Annotated in this window: 15 protein-coding genes; 11 read left to right on the top strand and 4 right to left on the bottom strand. The window is 66.6% G+C overall.

The features are described 5' to 3' along the window. Position 1: 1 nt before the first annotated feature. The 3 genes from AL3_RS03045 to ccsB all read left to right on the top strand — a co-directional run bounded on the left by AL3_RS03045 (position 2) and on the right by ccsB (position 3,613). On the top strand, positions 2-718 hold the full coding sequence (locus AL3_RS03045; protein ID WP_066297060.1) for a cytochrome c biogenesis CcdA family protein: 717 nt from the start codon (positions 2-4) through the stop codon (positions 716-718). 67 nt (positions 719-785) lie between these two features. Further along, positions 786-2,570: a cytochrome c biogenesis protein ResB gene (resB, locus tag AL3_RS03040; RefSeq protein ID WP_083521385.1), complete on the top strand. Its 1,785-nt coding sequence runs from the start codon at positions 786-788 to the stop codon at positions 2,568-2,570. Then, positions 2,570-3,613, top strand: coding sequence for a c-type cytochrome biogenesis protein CcsB (gene ccsB, locus AL3_RS03035; RefSeq protein ID WP_066296406.1), 1,044 nt, complete (start codon positions 2,570-2,572; stop codon positions 3,611-3,613). The genes resB and ccsB overlap by 1 nt, the downstream gene beginning before the upstream one ends. Before the next feature lie 302 nt (positions 3,614-3,915). On the opposite strand, the gene AL3_RS03030 is transcribed toward ccsB, so the two are convergent. Next, positions 3,916-4,296: a PLD nuclease N-terminal domain-containing protein gene (locus tag AL3_RS03030; RefSeq protein WP_066296403.1), complete on the bottom strand. Its 381-nt coding sequence runs from the start codon at positions 4,294-4,296 to the stop codon at positions 3,916-3,918. A gap of 112 nt (positions 4,297-4,408) precedes the next feature. Here AL3_RS03030 and AL3_RS03025 point away from each other — a divergent pair, with 112 nt between their 5' ends. The 4 genes from AL3_RS03025 to AL3_RS03010 all read left to right on the top strand — a co-directional run bounded on the left by AL3_RS03025 (position 4,409) and on the right by AL3_RS03010 (position 8,144). After that, positions 4,409-4,726, top strand: a complete 318-nt coding sequence (locus AL3_RS03025; RefSeq protein WP_066296401.1) for a DUF4229 domain-containing protein — start codon at positions 4,409-4,411, stop codon at positions 4,724-4,726. 177 nt (positions 4,727-4,903) lie between these two features. Then, positions 4,904-6,016 (top strand): hypothetical protein, encoded by a 1,113-nt coding sequence (locus AL3_RS03020; protein ID WP_066296399.1) that lies wholly within the window; start codon positions 4,904-4,906, stop codon positions 6,014-6,016. 123 nt (positions 6,017-6,139) lie between these two features. After that, on the top strand, positions 6,140-7,468 hold the full coding sequence (locus AL3_RS03015; protein WP_246168402.1) for a sensor histidine kinase: 1,329 nt from the start codon (positions 6,140-6,142) through the stop codon (positions 7,466-7,468). Next, positions 7,461-8,144, top strand: a complete 684-nt coding sequence (locus tag AL3_RS03010) for a response regulator (protein ID WP_066296395.1) — start codon at positions 7,461-7,463, stop codon at positions 8,142-8,144. The genes AL3_RS03015 and AL3_RS03010 overlap by 8 nt, the downstream gene beginning before the upstream one ends. Before the next feature lie 313 nt (positions 8,145-8,457). Here AL3_RS03010 and AL3_RS03005 read toward each other — a convergent pair whose 3' ends face one another. From AL3_RS03005 to AL3_RS02995, 3 genes are all read right to left on the bottom strand, one after another. After that, entirely contained in the window at positions 8,458-9,345 is an 888-nt protein-coding gene (locus tag AL3_RS03005) for a 1,4-dihydroxy-2-naphthoate polyprenyltransferase (RefSeq protein ID WP_066296392.1), read from the bottom strand. A gap of 122 nt (positions 9,346-9,467) precedes the next feature. Continuing rightward, complete coding sequence (locus AL3_RS03000; protein WP_066296389.1) at positions 9,468-10,604, bottom strand: AMP-binding protein; 1,137 nt, start codon at positions 10,602-10,604, stop codon at positions 9,468-9,470. 6 nt (positions 10,605-10,610) lie between these two features. Then, positions 10,611-11,576, bottom strand: coding sequence for a 1,4-dihydroxy-2-naphthoyl-CoA synthase (locus AL3_RS02995; protein WP_066297058.1), 966 nt, complete (start codon positions 11,574-11,576; stop codon positions 10,611-10,613). A 134-nt stretch (positions 11,577-11,710) separates the two neighbouring features. On the opposite strand from AL3_RS02995, the gene AL3_RS02990 reads away from it, so the two are divergent. The 4 genes from AL3_RS02990 to narI are packed head-to-tail and all read left to right on the top strand — an operon-like array spanning position 11,711 to position 18,634. Continuing rightward, entirely contained in the window at positions 11,711-15,433 is a 3,723-nt protein-coding gene (locus AL3_RS02990; protein ID WP_066296387.1) for a nitrate reductase subunit alpha, read from the top strand. Continuing rightward, positions 15,433-17,109, top strand: a complete 1,677-nt coding sequence (gene narH, locus AL3_RS02985; RefSeq protein WP_066296386.1) for a nitrate reductase subunit beta — start codon at positions 15,433-15,435, stop codon at positions 17,107-17,109. Before AL3_RS02990 ends, narH begins: the two co-directional genes overlap by 1 nt. Next, positions 17,106-17,804 (top strand): nitrate reductase molybdenum cofactor assembly chaperone, encoded by a 699-nt coding sequence (narJ, locus tag AL3_RS02980; RefSeq protein WP_066296383.1) that lies wholly within the window; start codon positions 17,106-17,108, stop codon positions 17,802-17,804. The genes narH and narJ overlap by 4 nt, the downstream gene beginning before the upstream one ends. Beyond that, entirely contained in the window at positions 17,801-18,634 is an 834-nt protein-coding gene (narI, locus tag AL3_RS02975; protein ID WP_083521383.1) for a respiratory nitrate reductase subunit gamma, read from the top strand. The genes narJ and narI overlap by 4 nt, the downstream gene beginning before the upstream one ends. Positions 18,635-18,649 lie beyond the last annotated feature (15 nt).

Below are 18,649 nucleotides of genomic sequence, written 5' to 3'. Positions count from 1 at the left end.
GATGCTGCTGGCCATTCCCGTTGCTGCCCTGGCGGGATTGGTGTCCTTCCTCTCACCCTGCATCCTCCCGCTGGTGCCCGGCTACCTGGGATACGTCACGGGTCTGTCCGGGGTGGATCTGGAGAACCAGCGCCGTGGCCGGATGCTCACGGGAATCGGGTTGTTTGTCCTGGGCTTCTCGGTGGTTTTCGTCGCCATCGGCGCAGGGATCGGACAGCTGGGAGCGTGGCTCCGCGGGGCCGAGCAGGCCTGGATCCCGCAGCTGCTGGGGGTGCTCATCATTTTGATGGGCGTCATCTTCATGGGCGGGCTGTCCTGGTTCCAGCGGGACCGGAAAATCGAAGCCAGGCCGCCCGCCGGACTGTGGGGGGCGCCGCTGCTGGGCATCACCTTCGGACTTGGCTGGGCGCCCTGCATGGGCCCAACGCTTTCGGCAGTGCAGCTGCTCTCCTTCTCCGGAGACGATGCCTCAGCGGCCAAGGGAGCTCTGCTCACCTTTGTCTACTGCCTGGGGCTTGGCCTGCCTTTCCTGTTCATCGCACTGGGATTCCGCCGCGGCATGGGCGCCCTCTCCTTCTTCCGCCGGCACCGGGTGGCCATGCAGCGCTTCGGCGGCGGCATGCTGATCGTACTGGGCCTGCTGATGGCCACCGGCGTGTGGACGCTCTGGATCAACGAACTCCAAGGCTGGGTGGATAGTGTGACCCTGCCGATTTGATGAAGACAACAACGCTCCCAGCCCGCCGGATCCCCGGAACCCGTCCCCAGAGAACAATGAGAACCAGTTGAAACCTGAACCGGACAGCGAAACCACGCAGACCCCGCCCGCGGAAACGCCTGCCGCGGATACGCCTGCCGCCGCGGAGGCACAGACACCCGGCGGCAAGAAGAAACGTGGCGGAAAGCGGGACGACGTCGCGCTCCCTGCCCTCGGGCTTACCGGCACGCTGCGCTGGGCCTGGACCCAGCTCACCAGCATGCGCACCGCACTGTTCCTGCTCCTGCTGCTCGCGGTTGCCGCGGTCCCCGGCTCGCTGTTTCCGCAGCGGCCGGCCAACCCGGGCGCCGTCACGCAGTACCTTGAGGACAACCCCGGCAGCGGTCCGTGGCTGGACCGCTTCCAGCTGTTCGACGTGTACTCCTCCGCGTGGTTCTCCGCGATCTACCTGCTGCTGTTCATCTCCCTGATCGGCTGCGTTATTCCCCGGGCCAAGGTCCACTGGAAAGCACTGCGCTCCAAGCCGCCGCGCACCCCGAAGAAGCTCTCCCGGCTCCCGGAATACGGCACGCTGGCGGTGCCTGCCGGCACCGGCCTGACGGCAGCCGAAGCCGCCAGGGATGCGGCGCAGGTACTCCGGAAGCGCGGCTACCGGGTAGAGGCCCGCGATCTGGACACTGACCGCCCCTCCGTCGCCGCGGAGCGCGGCTTTGCGAAGGAAACCGGAAACCTGGTGTTCCACGTGTCCCTGATCGGTGTACTGGCCTCGATCGCCATCGGCGGGCTGTTCGGATACAACGGACAGCGCATTGTCGTTGAAGGTGACACCTTCGTGAACACCCTGGTTGGCTACGACACCTTCAGCCCCGGCACCAACTTCACTGAGTCGCAGCTGGCTCCCTACTCCGTCACCCTGGACGACTTTGACGTCACCTTTGACCGGCAGAGCAGCACCGGTAACGTGCAGCCGCTGGACTTCACCGCCTCCGTGACAGTCAAGGAGGATCCGAACGACGAACCGCGGACGGAGACCATCAAGGTCAACGAACCGCTGACCATCGGCGGAACCCGGGTGTTCCTGGTCGGCAACGGCTACGCTCCGGTGGTTACGGTGCGCGACGGCGACGGCAACGTCGCTTTCCAGGGACCGGTTGTTGGTGTCCCCACGGACGGCGTCTACACCTCGCTGATGGTGATCAAGGCTCCTGACGCGCAGCCGGACCAGCTTGGTTTTGTCGGATTCTTCCTGCCCACGGCGTTGGTCGACGGTAATGGTGTGTCCTTCTCCGGAGACCCCGATCCGGTGAACCCGCAGCTGAACCTGAACTCCTACTACGGCGATCTGGGCCTGGACGAGGGTGTCCCCGGCAACGTTTTTGTCCTGGACACAGATGAGCTGACGCCGCTGAACAACCGGGACCTGGACTCCGGCGGCATCGTGCTGGCTATGAACCAGGTCCAGGACCTCCCGGACGGAAAGGGGTCCATCAGCTTCGACGGGCTCCTGCGCTACGCGGCACTGGACGTCCACTACGATCCGGCCAAGTTCGCAGTGCTCATTTTCGCTGTGCTTAGCCTCACCGGGCTCAGCGCATCGCTGTTCCTGGCCCGCCGCCGGGTGTGGGTGCGTACGGGAACGAACGACGATGGCCGCATAATGGTCGAGTACGGTTTGCTGGCCCGCGGTGAGGATGCCCGCCTGGAAACCGAAGCCGAAGCTTTGCGCGGCTTGCTGGAAAAGAAGTGGATGGCGGGCGGGACCGCTCCGCAGGAGGACGGCCCGGACACCCTGGCCGACGCATCAGTGGCCGGCAGCGCCGGACGCACGGAAGAAACAGGTAAGGACGACTAATGCCATCCATCGACTACCAGCTCGCGGAATACAGCGACCTCTTTATGCTGCTGGCGGCGTTCACCTACACGGTGGCGTTCCTGGCCTTCACCTGGGACCTGGCCAAGAGCAGCAAAACGCTCCGGGCCATCGACCAGAAGGCCGGCACCGTGCAGGCCGCTGTTCCCGCCCAAAAGGCGATGGTTCCGGCGGGCGCTCCCACCGGGCCGGAAGGCTCCAACCGCCAGTGGGACGCCAGCAGTGCCGCCCTCACCGCCGATGACGCCATGGGCTACACAGGGGAACGGCGCAACGCCGCCCGCGTCGCCGTCGCCCTGACGGTACTGGGCGCGCTCATCCACATCGCCGCCGTCGTCTCCCGTGGCCTGGCCGCGCACCGTGTGCCCTGGGGCAACATGTACGAGTTCTGCACCACCGGCGCGATGGTCGTTTCCATCGTCTTCCTGCTCGTCCTGCTCCGCCGCGACCTGCGGTTCCTGGGAACGTTCGTCGTCGGCCTGGTCCTGATCATGATGATGGCAGCCACCATCGGCTTCCCCACACCGGTCGGCCACCTCATCCCCGCACTGCAGAGCTACTGGCTGATCATCCACGTGTCCGTCGCCGTGATTGCCTCCGCGCTGTTCACCCTGACCTTCGCCATGTCGGTGCTGCAGCTGCTGCAGGCCGACCGCGAGGCCAAGGCCCGGGCCGGCGGCCGGGAACGCCTGGGCTTCCTCAAGATCGTCCCCTCCGCCCAGTCGCTGGAGACCTTCTCCTACCGCATCAACGCCGTCGCCTTCGTGCTCTGGACGTTCACCCTGATGGCTGGTTCCGTCTGGGCCGAACAGGCCTGGGGACGCTACTGGGGCTGGGACACCAAGGAAGTCTGGACCTTCGTGATCTGGGTGGTCTACGCAGGCTACCTCCACGCCCGCGCCACCCGCGGCTGGACCGGCACCCGTGCTGCCTGGCTGTCGATCGTCGGTTACCTCTGCGTGGTCTTCAACTTCACGATCGTGAACGTCTACTTCTCCGGCCTGCACAGCTACTCCGGCGTCTAGCCCGATAGCCAGCTTGACCAAAGGCCCCGTTCCGGACTCGTTCCGGGGCGGGGCTTTGGTTTGTGGGTGCGGGCGCGTTGTTCGGCTCTGCCGTGGCCGGGGGCGCAGATATGGTGACCTGGCCGCGGACTAGGCCGCTTTATCTGCACACCGGGGGACGGCCACCGTGCTGACTCCCGCCATATCTGCGCACCGGAAGATCGGCCGCGGGACCCTCACCCCGCCATTCCATGCCAACAGCAAAGTGCCCCGGCCCGGACGGATCCGGGACGGGGCACTTTCGCTATGCTTCGAGGCGCTGGCTAGTTGCTGCTGGGCTTCTCGTCGTCGTTCTTCTGGCTGGCACGCTTCTCACGGTCCGCCAGCTCCTGTTCGCGGCGCTTGAGTTCCTCTTCCTTGGCCTTCTGCCGGCGGCGGATTTCCAGGTTCCGGAGGAACTCCGGGTCGTCATCGGGAGCGGTGGGGTGCCGCACTGCCCGCGGCTTCGGTTCCGGACCATGGGTCGGGCGCCCAAACAGGAACCACAGGATGGCACCAATGACCGGCAGAAGCACGATCGTGAAGAGCCAGGCGGTCTTTGAGATGCTGCGCACTTCGTGGGCTTTGGACATGATGCAGTCAATGAGCGAGTAGATGATCAAGGCTGCGACGACGATGACGCCGAGGAGTACGAGGCGGGGCATGCCCCCAATTGTAGTGGAGACAGCTGCGGCCGGGCCGGACGAATTCCGGGAACCTCAGAGAGCGGTGAATTACCTGGGAACAGGACCCGGGCAGTGCCCGTAGAATGGGGCCGTGGCTTTCTGGAAATTTACCGCTCTCCGCCTTGGTCTGGTGGTCGTCTTCTTCGTTGCCGGACTGTTCCTGCAGCTTGGAATAGTGCTCTCCGCCCTCGTTGCGGCAATCCTGGCCTGGTGCGTCACCTATCTGTTCTTCCGGGACATGCGCGACGCCGCTGCCCGGAGCGTGCAGAGCCGGTTCAGTGAAAAGACGCCGCCGACGCGCAACCGCACAGAGCTGGACGACGCCGAAGCTGAAGACTCCGCGCTCGACGCGAACCCCGACGTGGCGATCGACGCTGACCGTAAGCCCCGCGAAAGCCGCGAAAGCTAGACCCGGACGGCCGGGGCCCCGGAGTCTCCTGGACCCCGGGTGCCGGCCTCCTGACGCCGGCCTTCCCTCCGGCCTGAACCGGCCCTGCCGCGGCCTTCACAGGCCCGCCCGCGGCCTACCGCCGTCGCCCCGGCCTAGTCCAAGCCCCGGGCCCGGGCCTCCGGTAGGCTCGCACCCATGAGCGACATCCGCAGCCCGGCCAGCCGCACCGAAGAACGCACCGAAGAAACACCGCGCACACCAGAGGCCGAGCAGGCCTACAACCGGCGCTGGCTGACCGGACTGATCACCCTGCCCCTGGGCCTAGGCCTGCTTACCGCGGCTTGGATGTTCAGCATCGCCGGAGAACTCCCGGATCCGCTGGCCAGTCACTGGGGCCGGGACGGCGTGGACGGGTATATGTCCCTCGCGGGCCATGCCGCGATGGCTGTTTTTGTGGGCGGTGGAAGCGGTGCCCTGCTGGCCCCGATGGGGGTCCTCACCCGTGGCCATTCCCAGCTCATCGGCAGGCTCGGAGTTGGCTTCGGGCTCGGATTCGGTGTCCTGATGACGGGGCTCTTCATCGCGGTGGTGGCAGGACAGGTCGGTTTGGCCGATCCCTCCCAGGCCGCCGTCGCTGCTCCCGTGATGTGGGCCGCAGCAGCCCTGGCTGTGCTGACCGCTGGCGCCGGTTTTTGGCTGTACCGGCCAGGCGGTGTGGACCGGTCCCAAAGCCCCGCAACAGCCGCCCTGGCTGGCGCGGCCGCGGATCAAAGCTCAACCGTGTCCGCGGCTGCCCGCGGGCTGGCAGCCAACGGAGAGACCATCGAGATCACCGTCTCGATGGGCTGGTGGAAGTGGCTGGCCAGTCTGGGAACCGGGGCAGCCGTGGCGCTGAGCCTCGTTTTCCTCCACCCGGCGCTGGCTCTGCTCGGCGTCCCCAGCGCAGCGCTGCTGTGGGTGTTCTGCCAGGGCCGCGTTGTTATCGATCCGGAAGGTACCCGCGCCCTGGCCGGCGGTTTCTGGAAACTCATGCCGCTGACGCACAAGGAAGTACGCGCCGCATCCGTCCAGGACGTCAAAGCCATGGACTTCGGCGGCTGGGGCTACCGGCTTACTGCCGGAAGCGTCGGCTTTATTATGGGCAGCGGTCCGGCGCTGGTTCTGGAAGCCGGCTTCGGGCAGCGTTATGTCCTCTCAATGCCCGACGCCGAAACTGCGGCCCGTGCCTGCGCTCTGGTCACGGCCTACCGGGCGTTGGCCGCGGGGCAGGAAACCGGAGCGGTCAACACCCCGCGGAAACGGCCATAACCGTCGGGCCGCTGGCCGCCGGGATGAATTCTGCTGGCTGCTGGTTGGAGATTGCCGTCCATGGGCGGTTCCAGCGCGCTGAGTCCTCCAGCCGTGGCTAGTGTGACAGGCATGGAACCAGTCTTGAGTCTTGCCCGGCGTTGGGGCGCCCCGGCCGCGGCCGTGATTTTCTTCGTCCTGTGGTGCATCGCCGAGGCAGGCCGAATGGGAGCACCGATCGGTATCCTTCCAGTTTTCTGGCCCGGCGCGGCTCCGCTCCTGCTGATGACGGCGGCCATCGCCGTCGCGGCCCGCTGGCCGGTGCTGTCGCTGGCGCTGACCGGGCTGCTGCTGTTCGGCCAGCTGGTCCGTCTGGTCTCACCGATGCAGTCGACGCATTGGGCCATCTACCTGGGCTCGTTCATCGCACTGGGATTCATCGCCTGGACCGGGACGAAACGGATGCGCGTTGCCGCCATTTCCACGAACACTGTGTTCGCTGCTGTCATGGCTTTTCAGATGCTCTCTTGGCGTTATGGCGCCGGAGTTGGCTGGTTCCCGCCTCTCCATGGCGGGGATATATTGTCCCTCAGGGTCTACGGGTGGCAGCTTTTCTCCCTCCTAATGCTCATCGCGGCGGGTTGCTTCACCGTTGGGCTGCTCCTGTCCCTGTTCCAGGAACGCGGCAGCCTGTTCTATGCCCGGGACCTGGCGCGCAGCACCCTGCAGGACACCGAAATCGACCTGATCGTCGAGCAGGAGCGGACCAGGATATCCCGGGACCTACATGATGTCCTGGCCCACTCCCTGGCGGTGATCGCTGCGCAGGCCGACGGCGCCCGCTACCTGGTCAAGGACCAGCCGCAGCCGGTGCTGAAGGCGCTCGAGACGATCGCCGGTTCGGCGCGGAGCGCTCTCCTGGATGCGCAGCGGGTGATCGAGGGGGTCGGCGAGGACGGAATGACCGCTCCACAGCCGCAGATGAAGGACATCACGGACATGGTCGATGGGATGCGGAGCAACCTGCGGGTCCGTGACAGTTCCTCCGGCCAACCGGTGGAGCTCTCCAGCGGGCAGCAGCTGGCGGTTTTCCGCATTGTCCAGGAGTGCCTCACCAATGCCCTGAAACACGGCGGCCGGGATACCGAGGTCCGACTGCACCTTGACTGGAGCGGGCCGGGCCTGACGCTTCACGCTGCTTCCGAACTGGCCCACAAGCCAGAGCCGGCCGAAGCATCCGAGCGGCCCGGCCGTGGCCTGGCCGGGATGCGCGAACGGGCGCATCTCGCAGGAGGCTGGCTCACTGCAGGACCCGACGGCGAACACTTCCGCGTAACTGTCTTTATCCCGTACGGGTCCGGGGCCGGGGCGGAAGGCGGCTCCGGCGTCGAGCAGCCCGAAGCGGACCGGGAAAACCGGCCGCTGGCACTAGCGGCACCCACCCCTGCCGCAACGGAGACCGACAATGCCTGAGGCCGGCAACCGCATCTCCGTTGCACTGGTTGATGACCAGCCGCTGTTCCTGGCCGGGATCCGCATGCTGATCGACAGCCAGACGGACATGGAGTTCTACTGGGAGGCCGGTGACGGGCAGCAGGCCGTTGGCCTGGCCGCAGAGCAGCGGCCCGATGTGATGCTGATGGACCTGCGGATGCCTGTCCTCGACGGTGTTTCGGCCACCCGCCGGATCATCGGGGACGCGGATGCAGCCGGGACCGAGCACCCCAGGATCATCGCGCTGACCACCTTCAACCGGGACCAGGCGGTGGTGCAGGCGGTCCAGGCGGGGGCCAGCGGCTACCTGTTAAAGAGCGCGGAACCGGAGTTCCTCCTGGCCGCCATCCGGACGGTCCATTCGGGGTACTCCGTGATCGCCCCGGGCTCCATCCACTCGCTTTTCGACCATGCAGCACGCAATGCTCCGGCGGCGCCGCCTGACCTGTCTGTCCTTGAGGTGCTGTCCGCGCGGGAGCGGGACGTTTTCCTCCTGGCCGCGAAGGGGCTCAGCAACGGCGAAATGGCACAGAGCCTGTTCGTTTCCGAAGCCACGATCAAGACGCATCTGCGCAGCGTCCTGGACAAGCTGGAGCTGCGGACCCGGATTCAGCTGGTGTCCTTTGCCCACGAGCGTCACCTGTTGGGCGGCTGAACGGTGAGGCTGGCCAGAGAAGCCAGAGAAGCCAGAGAAGCCAGAGAAGCCAGAGAAGCCAGAGAAGCCAGACACGCTGGGCACCTGGGCATCGTGGCGGCCGGTGTCCATCTGCTGTCCTGGTGTGGTGTGGGGGTCCTGGCCAGGCTGGCGCCGGGTCATGCCCACGGCAGGTATGCAGGCTGGACGGACGCCGGCTGGCTGATCGCGCTGGTGTTCCTGCTGGCCTCCGCGGTCCTGTTCCTGGGCGTGGTCCTGGGTGTTATCCGGTCGCGGCCAGGCAGCGGCCGGGCAGAGGCAACGCGGCCGCCTCCTAGCCCACCAGCAGCTGCGTCAGCACCAGGCCCAGACCGTAGAGCACGCTGAACCCGAGGTTGATCAGGCCGGTCTGCTTCAGGACAGGGATCAGGCTGCGGCGCTTCTTGCCTTTGAGCATGAGCCAGCTCGGCATCAGGCAGGCCGGCAGCAGCAGCAGCACCAGCAGCACCCACGGATAGTCGCCCACCAGCAGCAGCGGAAGCAGCAGCGCCAGGGCGAGCATCATGACGTATGTGATCCGGGCGGCGTCGTCTCCCAGCCGGACTGCGAGGGTCCGTTTTCCGGATTCGCGGTCTGTTGGAATATCCCGGACGTTGTTGGCCATCAGCAGGGCCGTGGCGATCAGGCCGGTGGAGACAGCGCCGATCAGTGCTGCGGCGTTGATCTGGCCGGCCTGGGTATAGGTGGTGCCCAGCGTGGCGACCAGCCCAAAGAACACAAACACAAACACGTCGCCCAGGCCCATGTAGCCGTACGGGTTGCGCCCGCCGGTGTAACCCCAGGCCGCTGCGATGCAGCCGATGCCCACCAGCAGCAGGAACCAGGCCTGCGAGAGGAGAACCAGGGCCAGGCCCGCTGCCATGGCGGCGCCGAAACAGGCGAACGCCGCGTACTTCACGTGCTTGGCCGCGGCCGCCCCGGATCCGGTGAGCCGCAGCGGGCCGACCCGGTTGTCATCGGTGCCGCGCACGCCGTCGGAATAGTCATTGGCGTAGTTCACGCCGACCTGCAGCAGGATCGCCACGACGGCGGCCAGCAGGGCGTTCACCCAGCGGAAGGATCCCAGATCGAACGCCGCCGCCGTGCCGATGATGACGGGGGCCACCGCCATCGGCAGTGTCCGGGGGCGTGCTCCTTCGAACCATTGTGCCGCTGTGGCCACAGTATCTTCCTTCTTTGCTTGCTCAGGCAGGTTGTGCGGAATATCCGGCGGTGCAGTGCCGGGCAGCCCTATTCTCCCGCACCTCGGAGCGCAGGGCGAAAACAGGGGGGAGGCCGCCGCTCCTAGGAACGGGCGGCACTGAGCAGGCTGCGGACCGCCAGCCGGTCGGTTTTCCCGTTGGGCAGCAGCGGAATCCGTTCCAGCACCACCACGGTCTTAGGGACCGCAGGCGCGCCCAGCGCTGCGCGGATTGTCCCGCGCAGATGTTCCAGAGTGACGGGACCGACGACGGCGAGCCCCACCACGGAGCCCCATTCGGCGTCGGGCAGGCCCACGGCCACGGCCTGCTGCACCTCCGGCAGCTGCTCTGCAGCGGCAGCCACCGCGGCACCGGAAACCTTGACCCCGCCGGTAACAATCACGTCGTCGAGCCGCCCGGAAACCGACACTGTTCCGTCTGCGGCTACGGACCCGGTGTCATCGGTGCGGAACCAGCGTTTGCCGGAGTGGAAGGCGAACCGTTCAGCGGTCAGCTCCGGCGCGCCAAGGTAGCCGTCGGCCAGCATGTCCCCGGCGATCCAGAGCCGGCCCTGATATTCCTGGACCTCCGCGCCCGGCAGCGGAACGCCGTCGTAGACGCAGCCTCCGGCCGTCTCGCTCATGCCGTAAGTGGTCACCACGTTGAGTCCCAGGCTGCGGGCTTCGGCCAGCAGCGCCGGACCGGCGGCCGCGCCGCCGAGCAGGATCGCGTTGAACCGGCGCAGGGCGCGCAGGGTATCCGGCGCTGGTTCGGTGAGCAGCCGGTGCAGCTGGGTGGGCACCAGTGACGTCAGCCGCGTTTTGTCCGTCATGTCCAGGGCCGCCGTGGTGAAGGCCTCCGGATCGAACGGCTTCGCGGTGTCCAGCAGGACGGGCTCGGTTCCGGCAAAGAGGGACCGGATCAGCACCTGGACCCCGGCGATGTAATGCACCGGCAGGGCCAGCAGCCACTGCCCGTCCTGTTTAAGGGACAGTGCGGTGGCCATCGACGACGCAGCCAGGGCATCGATGCTGAGCATCGTCTGTTTGGGTGTGCCGGTGGAACCGGACGTGCTGATCACCAGGGCGATGTCGTCATTGGGCAGTTCCCCCTGGAAAACCTGGGCCGGGTCGGCATGCGGAGCCACGGCAGGACCTTCACCGGCTAGGGCAGCGGCCAGCGGAGCGAGCAGGTCCCCGGCGTTGTAGCCGGCGGGCGTGTGGACGGGGAGCAGTTCCATAACGTCCTAGAAGTAGTAGGGGAAGTTGGACCAGTCCGGATCCCGTTTCGCCAGGAACGCTTCCTTGCCCTCCACCGCTTCATCGGTCATGTAGGCGAGCCGGGTCGCTTCACCGGCAAAGACCTGCTGGCCGGCCAGGCCGTCGTCGGCCAGATTGAACGCGAACTTCAGCATCCGGATGGCCTGCGGAGACTGCCGGGCGATGTCCGCGGCGTATTCCAGGGCCACCTTCTCCAGGTCCTCGTGGTCAACGGCTTCGTTGACGGCGCCCATGGCGACCATGTCCTCGGCGGAGTACTCGCGGGCCAGGAAGAAGATCTCCCGGGCGCGCTTCTGTCCGATCTGCCGGGCCAGCAGCGCGGAGCCGTAACCGGCGTCGAAGCTGCCCACGGTCGCATCCGTCTGCTTGAACTTTCCGAACTGGCGGGAGGCGATGGTGAGGTCCGCGACCACGTGCAGGCTGTGCCCGCCGCCGGCGGCCCAGCCATTAACGACGGCGATGACCACCTTGGGCATGGTGCGCATCAGCCGCTGCACCTCCAGGATGTGCAGCCGGCCGGCGCGGGCCGGGTCGATGGTTTCCTGGGCCTCACCAGCTGCGTCCTGTATTACATACCGGTAGCCGTCACGGCCGCGGATCCGCTGGTCCCCGCCGGAGCAGAAGGAGTGCCCGCCGTCCTTGGGGGAGGGGCCGTTGCCGGTCAGCAGCACGGTGGCCACATCCGGGGTCATCCTCGCATGGTCCATGGCCCGGTAAAGCTCATCCACGGTGCCGGGCCGGAACGCGTTGCGCACCTCCGGCCGGTTGAAGGCGATCCGCACTGTGGGAAGGTCGCGCAGAACCGTCCCGTCGGCGTCGCGCTCCACCTGGCGGTGGTAGGTCATGTCAGAGAAATCGTCGAAGCCGCCAACCACCCTCCATTGCCGGGGATCGAAGATGTCAGAGACCTGCGCGGGAAGTTGTGTGCTCACGGTGTCGAGTTTATCGCGGCGGGGAAAGACCGCTTCCGGACCCTCCGAGGGGCAGACGTTGAATGGCTGGCCCGGCACCCGGATTCCGGAACGGGGCCTTGTTGGCTTTTCGAGCCCCGGCGTAGCTTGTAAGGATGGCTAGCAGCTCCGTTACGGGGACAGACGGCCCCGCATCCGATGCATTGCTCAAACTCGGCAGGTTTTTTACCCGCTGGGACGAAACGGCCGACGGCCGCGCGGTTTTCCGCGAGGGCGGACGCAAGGGGGACGCGTTCTACCGGAACCGGTGGAGCCACGACAAGGTGGTGCGGTCCACCCACGGGGTGAACTGCACCGGCTCCTGTTCCTGGAAGGTCTACGTCAAGGACGGGATCATCACCTGGGAGGCGCAGGAAACCGACTATCCCACGGTCGGCCCGGACCGCCCGGAGTATGAACCCCGCGGCTGTCCGCGCGGGGCGGCCTTTTCCTGGTACACGTATTCGCCCACCCGGGTCCGCTACCCCTATATCCGCGGGGTGCTGCTGGATCTCTACCGGGAAGCCAAACGCGGTGCGGGCGGCGATCCGGTGCTGGCGTGGGAAGCCCTGGTCGCGGATCCGGAGAAGCGGCGGACCTGGCAGCAGGCACGCGGCAAGGGCGGGCTGGTCCGGTCCAGCTGGCAGGAAGCCCTGGAGATGACGGCTGCTGCGCACGTGTCCACGATCAAGAACTACGGCCCGGACCACTGCACCGGCTTCTCTCCCATCCCGGCGATGTCGATGGTGTCCCACGCGGCAGGTGCCCGGTTCATCAACCTCGTCGGCGGGGTGATGAACAGTTTCTATGACTGGTATGCGGACCTGCCGGTGGCCAGCCCGCAGGTGTTCGGCGACCAGACGGACGTCCCGGAATCCGGGGACTGGTGGGACGCCACCTACCTGATGATGTGGGGATCGAACATCCCGGTGACCCGCACACCGGACGCGCACTGGATGGTGGAGGGCCGCTACCGGGGAACCAAGGTGGTCTCGGTCAGCCCCGACTACGCGGACAACACCAAGTTCGCCGATGAGTGGCTGCCTGCCCAGGCCGGTTCCGATGCCGCCCTGGCCATGGCCATGGGCCACGTGATCCTCAAGGAGAACTTCGTGGACCGGCGCGTCCCGTTCTTCGAGGACTATGTGGTGCAGTACACCGACCTGCCGTTCCTGGTGACCCTGGTGGACGGGCCGGGCGGCACGACGGTCCCGGGCAAGTTCCTCAACGCAGCGGACCTTGACCCGGCCACGGAGGCAGCGGACGCCGCGTTCAAGACGGTGCTGCTGAACCGGGACACCGGTGAGCCGGTGGTTCCCAACGGGTCGCTGGGCTTCCGCTACAACGACGACGACGCTGGCAAATGGAACCTTGACCTGCAGGGTGTGCGCCCGGCCCTGTCCCTGGCCGACGCCGCCTCCTGGACCCGGCAAACCGGAACCGTGGACCTTCCGGTCTTCGAGGATCCCTCCGGCACCGGCAGCGTGGTGCACCGCGGCGTGCCCGTCATGGAAGTGGCCGGGAAACGGGTCACCACGGTTTTCGACCTGATGCTGGCCCAGTACGGGGTGGGCCGGGAAGGGCTGCCGGGGGACTGGGCCGCCGGTTACGAGGACGCCGGCACCGCCTACACCCCCGCCTGGCAGGAGGAACTGACCTCGATCAAACCGTCGGCGGTGATCCGCACCGCCCGGGAATTCGCGGCCAATGCGGAAAAATCCAAGGGCCGTTCGATGATCATCCTCGGCGCCGGAATCTGCCAGTGGTACCACGGGGACGTGACCTACCGCTCGATCCTGGCCATGCTGATGCTCACCGGCTGCGAGGGGCGCAACGGCGGCGGCTGGGCGCACTATGTGGGCCAGGAAAAATGCCGGCCGATCACCGGCTGGGCCACCATGGCCTCCGCCGGGGACTGGAACCGGCCGCCGCGCTTTATGATCGGCACGGCGTTCTGGTACATGCACACAGACCAGTTCCGCTCCGACGGTTATTCCACCGATGCGATCCAATCGCCGCTGGCCGAGGGGCATCTGCGCGGGATGCATTCGGCGGATGTGGTCGCCAAGTCCACCCGGATGGGCTGGATGCCGTTCTTCCCGCAGTTCGACGCCAAAAACTCCCTTGACGTCGCCGATGAGGCCGCGGCCGGCGTCGCCCGCGGCGAGGCCCGGACCGAAGCGCGCTGGGTGGCGGACCGGCTCAAGGAAGGCAGCATGCGTTTCGCGGTGGAGGACGTGGACGCGCCGGAGAACTGGCCGCGGACGCTGGTCCTCTGGCGCTCCAACCTGCTGGGATCCTCCGCGAAGGGGGAGGAGTACTTCCAGAAGCACCTGCTCGGCACCTTGAACAACGTGATGGGCGAAGACCACAGCGAGTCCCGGCCCAAGGACGTGGTGTGGCGGGAAAACGCCCCGCAGGGGAAGCTGGACCTGCTGGTCTCCGTGGATTTCCGGATGACCAGCTCCACCCTGCTCTCCGACGTCGTGTTCCCGGCAGCCACCTGGTACGAGAAGTACGATCTTTCCTCCACCGACATGCACCCCTACGTGCATGCGTTCACTCCGGCGATCTCGCCGCCGTGGGAAGCGAAGTCGGACTTTGAGCTGTTCCGGCTGCTCGCTGAGGAGCTCTCCCGCCAGGCCGGAAAGCACCTGGGTGTCCGCACGGACGTGGTGGCCACCGCGCTGACCCATGACACTCCCGGCGAAATCGCCCAGCCCGGCGGGCACGCCCCGGATTGGAAGGGCACCGACATTCCGGCGATACCGGGGAAGAACATGCCGTCCTTCGCCTTCGTGGAACGGGACTACACCGCGATTGGCGAAAAGTTCGTCGCCCTGGGACCGCTGGCCGACAAGCTGGGACTGACCACCAAATACGTCAAGTTCGACGTGACGAAGCAGGTCCGGCAGCTCGCGGCCAAACACGGAGTTTTCGACTCCGGAGCAGCACGCGGCCGGCCGGCCATCGACACCGATGCCCGGATGGCCGAAGCGATCCTGCTGTTCTCCGGGACCACCAACGGCGAACTGGCCGTCCAGGGTTTCAAGACCCTGGAGAAACGCACCGGCACGCGGCTGGCGGACCTCGCCGAGGGCATGGAAGAGAAACTGATCACCTTCCGGGACACCCAGGACCGGCCGACGCCGGTGATCACCTCCCCGGAATGGTCCGGTTCCGAGTCCGGTGGCCGGCGCTACGCACCCTTCACCATCAACATCGAGCGGCTCAAGCCCTTCCACACCCTGACCGGGCGGATGCACTTCTTCCTGGATCATGACTGGATGCGGGACATGGGGGAGGCCCTGCCGATCTTCCGCCCGCCGCTGGACATGCACCGGCTGTTCGGGGAGCCCCAGCTCGGCACCCGGGGGGAGCTGTCCGTCGCGGTGCGGTACCTGACCCCGCACAACAAATGGTCCATCCACTCGGAATACCAGGACAACCTGTTTATGCTCTCGCTGTCCCGCGGCGGAACGGCAGTGTGGATGAGCCCGCAGGACGCGGCCCTGATCGAAGTGGCGGACAACGACTGGGTGGAATGCGTGAACACCAACGGGGTGCTGGTGGGCCGGGCGATCGTCAGCAGCCGGATGCCCGCCGGCGTCGTCTACGTCCACCACGCCCAGGAACGGATCATCGATACGCCTAAATCGGAGGCGACCGGCCGCCGCGGCGGCATCCATAACTCGGTCACCCGGATCCTGGTGAAACCCACGCACATGATCGGCGGATACGCCCAGCTGTCCTGGGCTTTCAACTACCTCGGCCCGACCGGGAACCAGCGGGACATCGTTTCGGTGGTCCGTAAGCGCTCGCAGGAGGTGAGCTACTGATGAGGATCATGGCCCAGGTGGCGATGGTGATGGCGCTGGACAAATGCATCGGCTGCCACACCTGCTCGGTGACCTGCAAGCAGGCGTGGACCAACCGTGCCGGAACCGAATACGTGTGGTTCAACAACGTGGAAACCCGTCCGGGCCAGGGATATCCCCGGCGTTACGAGGACCAGGAGAAATGGAAGGGCGGCTGGGAGCTGAACAGCCGCGGAAACCTGAAGCTGAAGTCCGGCGGCCGGATGGCGAAGCTGATGGGACTATTCGCCAGCCCGGTCCAGCCCGAACTCAGCGACTACTACGAACCCTGGACCTACGACTATGAGAACCTGATCCAGGCGCCGGCGGGCAGGGATTTTCCGGTGGCCCGGCCCAAGTCCCTGATCACCGGGGACAACATGAAGATCGAGTGGTCCGCGAACTGGGATGACAGTCTTGGCGGGGCACCGGAGCTCGCGCAGCGGGACCCTGTGGTGGAGAAGCTGCGCCGGGATGCCGAGGACAAGGTCAAGTTCGAATTCGACCAGACGTTCATGTTCTACCTGCCGCGGATCTGCGAGCACTGCCTGAACCCGTCCTGCATGGCCTCCTGCCCGTCCGGGGCTATCTACAAGCGCGAGGAAGACGGCATAGTCCTGGTGGACCAGGACAGGTGCCGCGGCTGGCGGCAGTGCGTCACCGGCTGCCCGTACAAGAAGATCTACTTCAATCACCGCTCCGGCAAGGCGGAGAAATGCACGTTCTGCTATCCCCGCATCGAGGTGGGCATCCCTACGGTGTGCGCGGAAACCTGCGTGGGCCGGCTGCGGTACATCGGCATCTTCCTGTACGACGCCGACAGGGTCACCGCCGCGGCGGCCACCCCCAATGAGCAGGACCTGTACGAGGCCCAGCTGGACCTGATGATGGATCCGAACGATCCGGAGGTCATCGCCGCGGCCCGGGCCGAAGGGATTCCGGAGGACTGGCTGGATGCCGCCCGCCGGTCCCCGGTCTACGCCCTGGCGAAGGAACTGCGGGTGGCGCTGCCGCTGCACCCGGAATACCGGACCATGCCCATGGTCTGGTATGTCCCGCCGCTCTCCCCGATCGTTGATGTCCTGAAGGAAACGGGGCACGACGGCGAGGACGCCGGCAACCTGTTCGGCGCGATCGATTCGCTGCGGATCCCGGTGGAATATCTTGCCGAGCTGTTCACCGCGGGGGACGCGGACCTTGTGACCTCGGTGCTGCGGAAGCTCGCAGCGATGCGCGCCTACATGCGCAACATCACCCTGGGTGACCCGCCGGACGAGACGATCGCCCAGAGCGCGGGGATGACGGGCGAGGCGATTGTGCGGATGTACCGGCTGATGGCCGTGGCGAAGTACGAGGAACGCTACGTGATTCCCAATGCGCATCTTGAGGATGCCCACAACCTGGAGGAAATCGGCTGTTCCCTGGATACAGAGGGCGGTCCGGGGATGGGCCAGACCGGAGTGTTCGGGGAAGCCTCCGGCCGTCCGATGCCGGTGGCGGTGGAGAACTTCAACGCCCTGGAAGCCCGCCAGCGCGGTGATGACCCGGCCGGGAACCGGGACATGACCGGACGGGTGAACCTGCTGAACTGGGACGGCAGGGGATCCACACAGGGGCTGTTCCCGCCGGGCCAGGGCGACGGAGGGGAGCGGACATGAGCCTGCTGGAGAAGCTGCTCGGCAAACCCGGCAAGGGCACCGTGGCTCCGGAGGCCTACGCTGACCGGTCCCCGCGGCGCAGCGCCGTGATCCGGCAGGCGGCCGCACTGCTGCTGGAGTACCCCGACGAGGACCTGGTCGCGGCGCTTCCGACCCTGCGGGAAAGCCTGGCCGAAGTCGGAGCCGCCGGTCCCGGCATGCAGGAGTTCCTCGATTGGTTCACGGCGAGGCCGCTGCCCCAGGTACAGGCGGAGTACGTCCAGGAGTTCGACCTGTCCAAACGGCACAGCCTGCACCTGACGTATTGGACGGACGGAGACACCCGCCGCCGGGGTGAAGCACTGGCCGCGTTCAAGGAGATCTACCGGGAGCACGGGATGCTGCCCGACGGAACGGAGCTCCCCGACTACCTGCCGCTGGTGCTGGAATTCGCCGCCAAGGTCTCCGCCAAGGACGGTTATGAACTGCTGCAGCGCTACCGGCCGTCGCTGGAACTGCTGCGCCTGGCACTGAAGGACGCGGACCTGCCCTATCAGCATGTGCTGGCACTGGTCTGCTCCACCCTGCCGGGCGTCTCACCCGAGGACGCCCAGGCCGTGATGCGCACGGCCGGCTACGGACCGCCCACCGAGACCGTGGGGCTGGAGCCCTACAGCTCGCGGCTGCTGCCCTTGACGGAGAGGAAAACACCATGAGCTCCGTACCCGCCGGGCTTCACTTTCCCCTGGAAAAACCTCCGCCGGAAAATGTGGACGTCACCCTGGGGGACGTGATGCTCTGGGGTGTCCTGCCGTACGTGGTGATCGCCATCCTGGTCCTCGGGTCCATCTGGCGGTACCGGTACGACCAGTTCGGCTGGACCACCCGCTCCTCCCAGCTGTACGAGGCCCGCATCCTGCGGATTGCCTCTCCGCTGTTCCACTTCGGGATCCTGGCGGTGATCGTCGGGCACGTCGTCGGGCTGCTTATCCCGCGGTCCTGGACCGAGGGGGTGGGGATCTCGGACAATGCCTACCATGCGATGGCCCTGAGCATCGGGATCGTCGCGGGCATCGGCACCCTGGTGGGCATTGTGCTGCTCATCTACCGCCGGCGGACCACCGGCCCGGTGTTTATGGCCACCACCAAGAACGACAAATTCATGTACGTGGTGCTGCTGGGTGCACTCCTGGCCGGCCTTGCCACCACCATGATTTCGGTCTTCGATCACAACGTCACCGCCTACCGGGAGACGGTGTCCCCGTGGTTCCGGTCCATCTTCATTTTCCAGCCCGATATCACTGCGATGACCGCGGCGAGCCTGTCCTTCAAGATCCACACGCTCTGGGGGCTGGCGCTGTTTGCCATCTGGCCCTTCACCCGGCTGGTGCACGCCTTCACCGCACCGCTGCAGTACCTCTTCCGCCCCTACATCGTGTACCGGTCCCGTGGAAAACGGCCGGTTCCCGGAGCCCAGCCGCCGCGCCCCGGATGGGCGCCGGTGGGCACCCCGGACCGGGACCGCAGGGGCATTCCCCGGCAATGAGGAACCACAGATAGG

Origin of the sequence: Arthrobacter luteolus NBRC 107841 (assembly GCF_001552075.1) — a bacterium.
Classification (GTDB): Bacteria; Actinomycetota; Actinomycetes; order Actinomycetales; family Micrococcaceae; genus Arthrobacter_B; species Arthrobacter_B luteolus.
This window is presented reverse-complemented; position numbering and strand designations above follow the sequence as displayed.